Below are 12,046 nucleotides of genomic sequence, written 5' to 3'. Positions count from 1 at the left end.
AAACACTATGAAAACAATCGGAAAAACACTAGGATTCTTATTAGTGATATGCTTTTTGTTTAGTTTTATCAAACAAGAGCATGCCAGAATAACATTCGAAACAAATCATAAAGACTACCAAGACTTTGTCAGCTTATTTTACCAGTATCACCCTAAAGCAACGTCCCTAAATTTGTCCGATACCTTTGAACTAAGAAATAATATCCTCATTTACTCGAGAAAATTAGCCCATGACGGTTGGTCCTATCAGGCCATTGAAAAAGGTTATTTAAAGCATGTCACCTCTTATCAAACCGCTAAGGGCTTCCACGTGCGATACCAACAGCTACAGCAAATTGGCTCTGATGCCTTTAATGACATGTGGCGACTGCAAGAACCCCCACAAAATGGCCTTGAGGCAGAAAAAACCTTATCCTTACTGCTAAACTATTTACACATGCCCACCGATTTGACCGGTGACATCAAGCAGATAGAACCCGTTCTCAAGCAATTCAGTTCATCGCTGGCTCCTGCCGACCCTTTTTGGGATCAGCTAGCGTCTTTGGTTCAAATGTATTACACATCCACCAATCCCCTATCCTACACAACCTTTAGCCGTCAGTTACATCAGTTGCGCTACGTCTTAGCAACACAACAAGCTCAATGGGTAAGAGACCATTATGGTAATACCGGTAAACTAAATGATGCTAAAGCTCTTGCAAAATACCTAGCAACCTTAGAAGAAACAGACTATAGCCTAAATGAATCTTCACGTTACCATAACAAAGTCGCTACTAGGACAAAAGCTGATGGAAATCTCCAAGCCATCTATCCCGACCAGCTACCTCAGACCAATTATAAAGTTTTAGTGCATTTTCACTCAGAATTTATCTTGTCAGAATCTGGTCATTTCCTTCTGGCTCTCGATCCCTGCTCTCAAAACTTAAATGGTATCATTAATGGAGCTTCGTTTAATTACAGTAATCAAAATGACGACCTACATAAACACTTAGATGTCGACCCTATCGATCTCTACGAACCTGATTTTATTGAAAAAACCATCACTAATCCTCAGCAAGAATTTAAAACGCCTGACTTGAAGCAACAAGCTGATCATGCCGATCCGATTTTTAGTAGAAACAACAAATCCTTAAAACAGCTCACAAAATCAGCTGTCAAAACCTTTAAGAAATTATTAGACCATTATCGTGGCGACTTTAAAACGGAAGAACCTTAAAAAGAGAGCTAATAGCTCTCTTTTTAAGGTTTATTTTGATTCACACGATGCCACTCGTTGATGACATAGGTCAAATTAACAAATTGGCGATACCCAAGAGCATTGATTTCATGAGAATACTCGGTTGCTCCACCAAGACCTGCAGTGTATAGGGCAATAAGGTAAGGCGTTTCTTCACAAACAATAGCACCAACATTTAATGCCTCGCGAACATAGCCTGGTTTTTGATAGATGTCAAAACCTGGCAGATAGGTTTTATAGTAATCACCTGGAAATGACCTGCCAATATAACCTAATACATCGCTATACTTTTTCTGATGCTGCCACAAATAATCCAACACTTGAATATAGTAATCGGTTGTTGTTTTGTTGCCTTTTATCGAGATTGTTGGGATGCTTCCTTTAGACTTGCCATAACGTCCAAATTTGCTATAAGCAGTCTCCATACCCCCCAGTCTTTCAGAAAGGGCATAAGCTGGCGTGTTTTCCGAATAAACCAATGAATACTCTTGCATATCAGGTATAGCCATTGCTCCAGAAAATTGTGACACATAAGCTTGGTGCTCTTTTTCGTATTCGTAATCAGTGTGGGTAATGTCAAAGCGTTCTGTCAGTGATAACTTTCCTTTGACAACCTCATCAACAACTAACATATTTAAGGGAAGCTTATAGGTACTGCCTGCTGTCATAGGTTGCGTCTCGTTCATTGCGAAGGTTTCCCCTGTTTCGAGATTTTTATAAGAAAAAGCAATTTGAGAAGGATCGATGCCAAATTCTTGCAAATAAGCATTAACGGTATCCACTAAACTCAACTTATGGTAATCATAATATAACCCTAGAGAATCCATCCGAGCAAGATCTGCATCCATAACCGCTTGTTTTGCTTCTAGAGATTTCACAAAAGTTTTATGAGCTGGTTTTTTGGTCACCTGAGTAGAGGTCTTAGCTAGTTTTTGGTCATCTTTTTTTTTCAATCGCATTTGTTGACACGATGTTAACGACCACCAACAATAATACCAATCCTAAACTAACTAATCCACTAATAGCAATAAGCTTTTTTTCTCTAAACACCTAACTTCTCCTCACCTTTAATATGTCGTCACGAACTTACTGAATTAACACTACAAAGGAGAGCACTCCCCCCTCATGTTATCTATTCGTAAAAACTCCAAAAAAACCAATCTCTCATTGAGATTGGAGTCACTTTTATGCGATAGCAGCTTGGTAAAGCTCTGCTACTTTTTGCCAATTAATGATGTCAAAGAATGCTTTAATATAATTTGGACGAACGTTACGATAGTTGAGATAATAAGCATGCTCCCAAACATCGAGCGTTAAAATAGGCTTTTTACCATCTGAGATTGGTGTGTCTTGGTTAGCAGTTGACGTGATTTCAAGCTTGCCTTCTTTATTGACAACTAACCATGCCCAACCTGATCCAAAGCGACCTGTTGCTGCTGCAGTAAATTGTTCTTTAAAAGCATCAAACGAACCAAATGCTTCGTCAATGGCTGCGGCAACGTCAGCAGTAACCTCTTGCTTTTCTGGAGACAGTAATTCCCAGAACAAGCTATGATTCAAATGCCCACCACCGTTATTTATCACAGCTTGACGAATATCTGCTGGTATCGCATCAACATCTGCTAACAATGCTTCAAGGTCCTCACCGATTTCAGGGTGTTTTTCCAAAGCAGCATTAGTGTTTGCAACATATGTTGCATGGTGCTTGTCATGATGCAGAGTCATTGTCTCCTTATCAAACTGCGGCTCAAGAGCGTCGTACGCGTATGGAAGATCTGGTAAAATAATAGCCATTTTCTCTGTCCTCTTTCCTTTGTGATACTTCTATCATATCGCAAAAAATGAGAGCTTTCAACTAATTTGATTATCTCTAACCTTATTTTATTTGGACGCCATTAACTTTAGCAACGCCAAATCAAAGAGATAGGTTTTATCATATATCCCTGTCTTGATTTGGTAGTCTGTACTAATCAAATGACTAACTGCAGATTGCAAATAAGAGATGCTCAGCTGTCCAGAATCTCGTAGCGCATACCTTACCTGATAAGGATTAATACGCCTATCCAGCAAGGTGGATAAACTAGAGACAATTTGTTGCTCATTTTTCCCTGATTTTGCCAAGATAGCGATTTGTAAAAATAGACGAAACTGACCAATCATAATCGCAATTAGCTTGATGTCATCTTCCCCTGACAGGCGTAAATCATGAACTAATTCTTTAGCGTCATCAACTCGTTTTTGCAAAACTAAACGCGTTAAGTCAAAGATATTATCCTGTAAACTTTTTGGGATAGCCTGATCAATATCTGCTAGACTAATGTGACCATCTTTTTTATAGGCTTTTAAAAATGACAGGTTTTTCATAACCAGACTGAACTCATTATTAGACTTTAGTAATAACTGATCAAAAGCACCACTATCAAAATCCAATCCTTGGCGCTGGCTATAAGTCTTAAAGTAAGTCTTTAATTCTGCATCTTTTAACGGCTGAGCCTCTAAAACCAAGGCGTCTCGTTTTAACACCTTCACCAAGCGCCGTTTGCTATCTAGTTTTCCTGGGGCAAAAATGACCAAGCGCGTCGTCTCCAGGGGATTTTCCAGATAAGCTTCAAAAGCCTTAAGCTCTGTATCTTTTAGGTAGGCTTTTTTAGTTGTCGTGATATCTAATAATTCGTCTAAAATCACAATTTTTTGCTCTGCCAAAAAAGGCAGGCTGAGCAAATCCATCTCTGCTTCCTGGTATGAGGCATTAGACATGTCAAAATAAGAATAAGATAAATCTTCCTTATCAAAGCCAATGGCTTTCATGAAACGTTCTTTGATATAACTATATTGTCCAATGTCATCACCAGTCACCACCGTTATCGGACCTAACCGATCTTGGTGAATCTTATTAATCTCTTCAATCGCAATCATATTCATATTATAACACCTTATTTAAAAAATAGGGTGCCAAATGCCAACCAAAATAAGGGAGAACACCTCACCGCACAAAAAACAGGTCGTTTATCACTGACACGTTTCAAGATGCCATCGCCTCCAGCCTGTTAGACGAATAGCCCCTTGAGTGTCTGTGCTGTAATAGTCAATATTCCTTTCTTCAAACCGCTGCAGGGTTTCTTGGTGAGGGTGCTGGTACCGATTGCGTCTACCTGCTGAAATTAGACCTATTTGGGGTCTAATATGGTCTAGCAATGTCGGACTAGTAGAACCTTTTGAGCCATGGTGCCCTGCTTTTAAGACATCAACAGAAAGGTCTGGATAGCGTGCCACTAATTCCGCCTCTCCTGGTGCTTCTAGGTCTCCTGTGAATAAAAAAGTACGGTTTAATAGCTGTCCATAAAGGACCAAAGAGTCATTGTTTTTCCCATCTCCAATCGCCCAAGGGTATAGAACCTGTAGCTGACTGCCCATAATCGGCAAAACATCTCCTGCCTGCAATGTGGACACTTTTACTGGCAATGCTCTAAGCCGTTTTACAAATTGTTGCTGACTTAGGCTTCCTTGACTCACCAAAATTTCCTTGACTTTAAATGCCTGAACCACTTTTTCCATATCTCCGACATGGTCCGTATCAGTATGGGTCAATACCAACTGATCAATTCTACTAATCCCTCTACTTCTCAAGTAAGGAATTAAGGTCTTTTGAGCATTGTTGGTGCGATGTTTTTGTTGCCAACGTTCTTTAACTGGCATCATTGGTGTACCACCAACATCAATTAAAATCGTTTTCGTCCGCCAATCTCTAATCAAAATGCTATCTCCTTGACCAATATCAATCATGGTCACTTCATTAATCATAGGAAACTTAATCGACAACAGACAGACTATAAATAAGACACTCACTACTGACAATACCCGCTTATGCTGACGATAATCGTAACAAACTGCCAAACACACTAAACAAATCATCAACTGTAACAAACTAGGGCTACCAAATACCAATGGACTCCCAAAATAACGCCCTACAAAGGAAATGGTGTGCTCTAACAATACAAAAAGAGGATTGCACAACGTAATAATTGCTACGGGTGATACGATAAATAGGACCGTTAAGACTGGAAGAATAGCCAAATCGAATAGATAAGAAAGCAAAGCTGTCAAGACTATTGAAATTGGATTAAAAGTAGCGAAATAAAATAGTAAAAATGGCAAAATGCCCACTGAAATAGCAAGTGATTTTGCCAAGCGTTGCCTAGTCTCTGACAACTCTTCAAATTCAATCACTGCCAAAACAAACGAATACGCAAAAGACAGCACCCCGCCAATGGTCATCAAAAAATGTGGCGATAAAACAAACATCAGCAAAAAAGTTACCGCAAAATTATCCAACCCTTTCAAACCAACATTTCTTAACAAGGCCTGCAAGAGACTTCTAATGACCGAAACACTATTTCCTGTCATACCTGAATAAATAATCGAAAAAGGGATTTCTAGAAGTTTAATGGTCTCTAGCGGAAATTGCAACAGCATCAATGCCCGTCGATAATAGGTCAGAAAAAAGCTAACCTGCATCCCTGATAAAGCAAACAAATGAATGATGCCAAGCTGACTGTACAGCTCTGTCATTTCTCCAAAAGATTTATCCAAATAACCAAATAAGAGGCCTGTCATGTAGTGGCTCATCGGCTTTGGAAATGCCTGCTGGGACCAAACAATAGCACATCTGCGGTAGTACGACAAATAATCAGCTAGTGACTCTGGTCGAGATGGCGTTAGTGCCGTTATTTGTTTGAGTTGACCGATGCGATAAATATGTTGATAGTTAAGATAGGATTTATAGTTAAATCCCTTAAAATTGCGAAGGCCTACAGGATTTTCTAAAAGGATATCCCCATACACAGTCACCCACTGGCTTTGCCTTTTAAAAAAGGTTACCTCCTCTTTAGACCGCATCTTGTAAAATAATTGGTATTGCTGACCATCGCAACGCCCAATCGCTGACAGTTGATCTCCGTTAATCGCAATAGAATCTGGGATGATCGCCACACGTGTTAGCTTGTCCACAGATTTGTTGCCATGCGCTATCATCTGCTGCCTTTGATAAGTAAATAATAAGGCAAATCCCCCTAAAACTAGCAAAGTGACAGCTACTTGTTTTTTAGGAAAATGCCTCACCAATAATAGCATCAACCCAAGCGCTAAACAGTTGACTTCTAAACTTGGGCACTGCAGTTGATAATACAAAACAGTTACTAAAAAAGCCAATTGAATGGGAGCAACAGGAAAACGTTTAATCAATGCTAATATCATTTTTAAGTTTTTCCAGTGTCTTTTCTCCAATGCCTGATACCTTGCGCAACTCTTCTATTGATTGAAAGCCACCCAAACTATCCCGAAGATCAATGATGTCTTGAGCCCGTTTGGCTCCAATTCCTGAAATTGTTTGCAAGTCCGTCAAACTGGCTTTATTGATATTAATTTTTTGAGTATCTGATGGCTGACCTCTATCAGTATCCGCGCCAGGTGCTTTGATGACCGAAATATTTTCACCAATTTTTGCGACATAAACCACTGCTTCATCAGCTAACTTTTCAGCGAAATTAATGGCTTTCTTATCAGCCTGTTCTGTCAGTCCACCTGCCATTTCAATAGCATCAACCAATCGACTTCCTTTACTGAGCTGATAGACGCCTTCGTTATGAACCTCGCCTTTGATGTCTATCATGATTTTTTCGTATGCTACTGCTTCTTGAGAAGAGCTTTCTTTTGGCTCTTGCCTGCTCACTTGTAAGCTTTGAGGCATCTGAGAAAGGCTATTAGCTGGTTTTTGGGATTTGGGACGCCCTACTAAAAAAACACCAAACACTACAAAAATACCAACTATTAACATTCCTGTTACCAGATGCGACGTTGAGTAATACTCTTTTAACAGCTGCCTGACTTTGACTAAAACATCTTCTATCATATCTTCTCACCTCACTTTATTATTCGCTGTTTCGTGTCAAATATGAGGCAAACATACAAAAAAAACACATCTTTCGATGTGTTTAACGCTAACTATTTTTAGCGATGTTTGTCAGGATCCCAAACAAAACTAGCTAGGTATGAAAATATCATGGTCATCAGTAAAATAACCAGTAATAATAATCCCAAAGGAAGGCGATAACTATAGCTAAGTACAGAACGCTTTCGACCTGGCTGAAAAACCGCATTTTCTTTGTCTAATTGACTAAAAGCTTCTTGTATGCGACGAGCAACCTCTTCGATGCCTTCTTCATTCATGCGTTTAATGTCTGAAACATCGATCGCATCACCAAAGTTCATGTCTATCCTCTCTCCTGCCAATAGTCCTTTTAGGGTCATCGGACCTGCATAAGCTGCCGGCATGATTCTCACCTTAGCCATTTTAGCAATAACTGCTACCCCACCTTTGACATCATTGGAATGACGACTACCACTTGGAAACAACACCAATGATCGATTGTTTTTTTTTAACATGTTGACTGGGTATCGGATGGCTTCTGGACTAGGATTTTGGCGGTCAATAGCAAAAGCGCCGCACATTTTAATCCACCAAGCAAATAGACGATTGGTGAATAATTCTTTTTTAGCCATAAAAATAAACTGCTTAGGACGCGCTGCAAAAGCCATATAAACAGGGTCCCAAAAGGTTCTATGTGGTGCTACTAAAATGTAATTTTCGTCTTTATCTAAAATCTTGTCTTCATTATGGTAATGAGCATTTCCATTCACAACCCATAACAAAAAGACAACTAAACCTCGCAAATAAGCGTAAAACACATGAGTCTCCTTTTCGATTATAATCCTACTTATTGTACCATGAAACAGGGCATTATTAAAGAAAAAGGAAGTTCCACCAGCCGCCATGCCTATCAGAATATCATTATTTTTGTTATAATAGCGATATGAAAAATACAGTCTTAAAAGATGGCGAACGCATTGATCAACTCTTCTCCAGTGACGTTCAAATTATTCAAAACAAAGATGTTTTTAGCTACTCTATCGACAGTGTATTACTGTCTCGCTTCCCAAAAATTCCCTCCAAAGGGTTAATTGTTGACTTGTGCTCAGGAAATGGCGCTGTCGGTTTGTTTGTAAGTACCAAAACCAAGGCTCCAATCGTGGAAATTGAATTACAACCCCGTTTAGCAGATATGGCAGAGCGTTCCATTCAATTAAATGGCCTTGAAGAGCAGGTGAGTATGATTTGCGATGACCTCAAAAATCTTTTGGCGCATGTGCCACGCTCTGGGGTCGATTTAATGCTCTGCAATCCTCCTTATTTTAAAAGTAGCAAAACCTCCAAAAAAAATCTTTCCGAGCATTACCTACTCGCCCGTCATGAAATAACCACCAATCTTGACGATATTTGCCAGGTTGCCAAGCATGCTTTAAAATCTAACGGACGCTTAGCTATGGTGCACCGCCCTGATCGTTTCTTGGAAATACTAGATGTGCTCAGGTTGCACGGTTTAGCTCCAAAGCGCATTCAGTTTGTTTACCCTAAACAAAGTAAAGAAGCTAATATGCTATTGATTGAAGCCATTAAAGATGGTTCAATTGAAGGACTCCACATCATGCCACCATTAGTTGTGCACAAAGAAAACGGTGAGTACACCGATAACATTTTCGAGATTTATTTTGGAAAGCAAGGCACCAATATTCCTGGAGCTAGCAATGACTAAGCACGCCTACATGTATGTCCTAGAGTGCTCCGATAAAACCTTATACACTGGCTACACCACTGACTTGGAAAAGCGACTTGACACTCATAACAAGGGAAAAGGTGCCAAATACACGCGATGCCGACGGCCCGTCAAACTACTTTATTATGAACAGTTTGACAGCAAGCAAGCTGCCATGAGTGCAGAAGCACTCTTTAAAAAACGAAAAACAAGATCACAAAAATTAGCTTATATCGCCGAGCACCAAGGAAAAGACACGTTGCACTAAACAAGATAAAGATAATCTATGCTATCCATTTGAGTAGACTTTATGCAGTTAAACTAAACACCCCCACGACCTATGTCGTGGGGGTGTTTAGGATTAGGTTAGAATTATGTTTTCCTAACTGCTAAAGTTATTCAAAGACTCATAGTTTATTAGCAATAAACTGACCAAGTTGAGCAAAACGATTGGTATGACTAAGACCATTACCACCTTTAGCTTGTGTCAAAAGACCGATAGCGTAAGCGCGATTATGACGTTTAATGATCGCAATATCGTTTTCAACGCCAAAGGCTGGATCATTTCCTGGTTTATCCCATGTTTGTGCCATTGATTGAATGCCAGCAGGGAACCATAGTTTATAATAATTGTTACTCAATTTTGCTAACATGCTTCTATCAGAGTTTGGATTAATCGTTGTAGCCGAATTATAGATATTTTTTAGAAGATCTGTAGCTTCAACAGCTGAAATATAATTTTCCAAACCTGCATCAATTTGAGATTGGATTCTCATATAACGATTTAATGTTGTTTTGGTGTAGCCTAGTCGACGAATTTCATTATTAACAGCACTCGTTCCACCTACAGCAGAAATCATGATATTCGTTGCCGTATTATCGCTATACTGAACCATCATTCGAGTAATATCGTCTAAAGTAAATGTGCGTCCCGCAGTTCCTGTAAGAACTGTTGAAGCTGCTACTAAATCACTAGGTTTGACCGTGTAAGCTTGCTGTAGATTTAATTCTCCTCTTTCAGCTTTAGCAAATGCTGCAGCCATAATAAACAGTTTGATTGTTGATGCTGAACGTTGAACATTATCATTAATAGATAGTAATTCTGTTCCATCTGTCGGCATCACTACCAACGATTTACTTCCCGGTACACTTCCAAATAAATGCTGGAATTGAGCGCGGATAGACTCTAACTCTTTTTTAATGTATTCTCTTGGAGCAGGTGTTGTAATATTAGTTGTCAAAGCAGCAAGTGCTGATTTTTGTTTATTTTTGAGACCATAATGCACATGAACCTGATAAGTGCCATTGACATATTCGTGTGTTGCTAGATGAATAGTAGCTTTATAGGTGCCATCATTTTGTTTGAAAGCTTGATACCATTCTAAATCATCTCGGCCATTAGAGTCCGACCATACAGCAACCTCAACAGTTTGAACTCCTGCTTTATGACCGACTTCAGAAATGGTAGTGGTGAAGGTATAGTTTGATTTGTTAACATCAGAAATGACGACTTTACCAGTTTGGTTTGGCACAGAAGTCGCAACAAATCCTTCGGTTACACCAAGACCAACTAACTTAGCAAATCCTTTTCCATAAACATGAACATTGTAGAGGCCTTCATCAAGGTTATGATTAGCTAGCGAAATAACTGCTTTGTACGAACCGTTAGCTAGTTTTTCTGCTTCATACCACTTTATATCATCTTTATCATTATGGGCTGACCACACAGGAACAACCACACCACTAATAGCAGCGGGAACATTATCTACTACTACTGAATAAGTGGCCGAGTCAATTTTAGTCAACTTCGTATTGATTTTCTGAGATGCTACTTCAACGGTGGTTGAGCTTAGGTATTGTTTTTTATTTGAATGATCAAGATAGGCTTCAATGTTATATCTGCCAAATCCATCATGATTCAAATATGATACTTTGATTGAACCATCAACATTTGAACGGTACCATTTTAAATCACTTTTATTACTGCCAGATGACCATACAGCAAATTGTATTTTACTATAATCGGTTACAGTATTTGAAGATACCGATAATTCCAAACCAGTAGGTGTTGCAGTCGCCTTAACAGTATGCTTAGCCTTAACTAAGCTAGAATCCAGATTTGCCTCATCAATACTATACCATCCTATTCCTTCTGCATTCCAACCGATATTATCTAAATGATTATTTTCATCTATAGAATGTGTGTAGTGATGGCTTCCGGCACCTTTATTATTAGGATTGTAGAGACGGTAAACGGCTTTTTTGCCTCCAGAGTACCATCCTATTCCTTCGTAACGCCAACCAATATTATTTAAAAAATCACTCTCATACTTAGATTTGGTGTAGTGGTGATCACCATTGTTAGGATTATAAAGGCGATGAACAGCTTCACCCTGTTTAGGAGCATACCAACCTATTCCTTCTGCTTTCCAACCAACACTAATCAGGTGATTATTTTCACCCCTGCTTGAAGTATAGTGATGTTCTCCTGAATTAGGATTGTAGAGGCGATAAATCGCTTCTACATCTTCTGCTTTAAGCTTTGGTTCTTGTACACTAACAGCCTGTGGTTCTACCGCTAAATCGTCATTGTTACTTTTAGACTTAAATGAAACTGCTTCATCTTGAATTGTTTCATCCTGAACTGTTTCAATACTAGAGTTATTGTCATCTTGTGTAGATGGAATAGATTTTTGATGTTCTTGAGATGTTTTAGCTAGTTGATTTTCTGAATGTTCTGATGTGATAGATGTCTCCAAATTCTCATCAGTTTTTAAGGTAGTCTGCTCAGATGACTGGGATAAATCTGCAGTTTCTTTTTGCTCAGCAACTACCTCATTTGATTGCTTCATTTGAGATGATACATTCTCCCCAGTCTGAACTGGTTCATTAACCTCATTAGCTTGAACTTGTCCCCCCAACAAAAAAGCACTAATAACAACAGGTGCTATTAGATAATGTCTCCACGTCTTACTTTTCATACATTTCCTCTCTCCACATTAAAAAGTCTAACTAGATGGATTTTAGAACTTTTACGGCAATAGCAATCCATTAACTATTCTGTCACTTCTAATAGTGTAAAAAAAAAAAAAAGATGATATTGTCAATCCATTTTAAGAATTATAGAAAAATGAGGCAAAAATGCTTGACCATTCCTAAC

General features: G+C 39.0%; 10 protein-coding genes. 3 read left to right on the top strand and 7 right to left on the bottom strand.

The window, feature by feature from the left end:
• Positions 1–7: 7 nt before the first annotated feature.
• Positions 8–1,216, top strand: coding sequence for a DUF3114 domain-containing protein (locus AKK44_RS03220; protein ID WP_054278491.1), 1,209 nt, complete (start codon positions 8–10; stop codon positions 1,214–1,216).
• A 23-nt stretch (positions 1,217–1,239) separates the two neighbouring features.
• On the opposite strand, the gene AKK44_RS03215 is transcribed toward AKK44_RS03220, so the two are convergent.
• From AKK44_RS03215 to AKK44_RS03190, 6 genes are all read right to left on the bottom strand, one after another.
• Positions 1,240–2,196, bottom strand: a complete 957-nt coding sequence (locus AKK44_RS03215; RefSeq protein WP_408022490.1) for a serine hydrolase — start codon at positions 2,194–2,196, stop codon at positions 1,240–1,242.
• Positions 2,197–2,422: 226 nt separating this feature from the next.
• The gene (sodA, locus tag AKK44_RS03210; RefSeq protein WP_054278490.1) at positions 2,423–3,031 is read right to left on the bottom strand and encodes a superoxide dismutase SodA; all 609 of its coding nucleotides are present in this window, start codon (positions 3,029–3,031) and stop codon (positions 2,423–2,425) included.
• Positions 3,032–3,118: 87 nt separating this feature from the next.
• A complete protein-coding gene (holA, locus tag AKK44_RS03205) occupies positions 3,119–4,153 on the bottom strand; it encodes a DNA polymerase III subunit delta (RefSeq protein ID WP_054278588.1) in 1,035 nt (344 codons plus the stop codon).
• 93 nt (positions 4,154–4,246) lie between these two features.
• Entirely contained in the window at positions 4,247–6,490 is a 2,244-nt protein-coding gene (locus tag AKK44_RS03200) for a DNA internalization-related competence protein ComEC/Rec2 (protein WP_054278489.1), read from the bottom strand.
• A complete protein-coding gene (locus tag AKK44_RS03195; RefSeq protein ID WP_054278488.1) occupies positions 6,471–7,145 on the bottom strand; it encodes a helix-hairpin-helix domain-containing protein in 675 nt (224 codons plus the stop codon). Before AKK44_RS03195 ends, AKK44_RS03200 begins: the two co-directional genes overlap by 20 nt.
• 98 nt (positions 7,146–7,243) lie before the next feature.
• Entirely contained in the window at positions 7,244–7,981 is a 738-nt protein-coding gene (locus AKK44_RS03190; RefSeq protein ID WP_054278487.1) for a lysophospholipid acyltransferase family protein, read from the bottom strand.
• Positions 7,982–8,106: 125 nt separating this feature from the next.
• Here AKK44_RS03190 and AKK44_RS03185 point away from each other — a divergent pair, with 125 nt between their 5' ends.
• Together AKK44_RS03185 and AKK44_RS03180 are read left to right on the top strand one after the other, a co-directional pair.
• Positions 8,107–8,886 carry a tRNA1(Val) (adenine(37)-N6)-methyltransferase gene (locus AKK44_RS03185; RefSeq protein ID WP_054278486.1) on the top strand — a complete coding sequence of 260 codons (780 nt, stop codon included), beginning with the start codon at positions 8,107–8,109 and terminating at the stop codon, positions 8,884–8,886.
• On the top strand, positions 8,879–9,154 hold the full coding sequence (locus AKK44_RS03180; protein WP_054278485.1) for a GIY-YIG nuclease family protein: 276 nt from the start codon (positions 8,879–8,881) through the stop codon (positions 9,152–9,154). The genes AKK44_RS03185 and AKK44_RS03180 overlap by 8 nt, the downstream gene beginning before the upstream one ends.
• Before the next feature lie 139 nt (positions 9,155–9,293).
• Here the strand turns inward: AKK44_RS03180 and AKK44_RS08630 are convergent, their stop codons facing one another.
• Positions 9,294–11,867: a GBS Bsp-like repeat-containing protein gene (locus AKK44_RS08630; protein ID WP_082385531.1), complete on the bottom strand. Its 2,574-nt coding sequence runs from the start codon at positions 11,865–11,867 to the stop codon at positions 9,294–9,296.
• Positions 11,868–12,046: the final 179 nt, after the last annotated feature.

The sequence above is a fragment of the Streptococcus phocae genome (genome assembly GCF_001302265.1).
GTDB classification, from domain to species: domain Bacteria; phylum Bacillota; class Bacilli; order Lactobacillales; family Streptococcaceae; genus Streptococcus; species Streptococcus phocae.
This window is presented reverse-complemented; position numbering and strand designations above follow the sequence as displayed.

What these genes read in the sequence shown, in the direction of transcription:
- AKK44_RS03220 (WP_054278491.1), top strand. Translation starts at nt 8, where the DNA reads ATGAAAACAATCGGAAAAACACTAGGATTCTTATTAGTGATATGCTTT.
- AKK44_RS03215 (WP_408022490.1), bottom strand. Translation starts at nt 2,196, where the DNA reads ATGCGATTGAAAAAAAAAGATGACCAAAAACTAGCTAAGACCTCTACT.
- sodA (WP_054278490.1), bottom strand. Translation starts at nt 3,031, where the DNA reads ATGGCTATTATTTTACCAGATCTTCCATACGCGTACGACGCTCTTGAG.
- holA (WP_054278588.1), bottom strand. Translation starts at nt 4,153, where the DNA reads ATGATTGCGATTGAAGAGATTAATAAGATTCACCAAGATCGGTTAGGT.
- AKK44_RS03200 (WP_054278489.1), bottom strand. Translation starts at nt 6,490, where the DNA reads ATGATATTAGCATTGATTAAACGTTTTCCTGTTGCTCCCATTCAATTG.
- AKK44_RS03195 (WP_054278488.1), bottom strand. Translation starts at nt 7,145, where the DNA reads ATGATAGAAGATGTTTTAGTCAAAGTCAGGCAGCTGTTAAAAGAGTAT.
- AKK44_RS03185 (WP_054278486.1), top strand. Translation starts at nt 8,107, where the DNA reads ATGAAAAATACAGTCTTAAAAGATGGCGAACGCATTGATCAACTCTTC.
- AKK44_RS03180 (WP_054278485.1), top strand. Translation starts at nt 8,879, where the DNA reads ATGACTAAGCACGCCTACATGTATGTCCTAGAGTGCTCCGATAAAACC.
- AKK44_RS08630 (WP_082385531.1), bottom strand. Translation starts at nt 11,867, where the DNA reads ATGAAAAGTAAGACGTGGAGACATTATCTAATAGCACCTGTTGTTATT.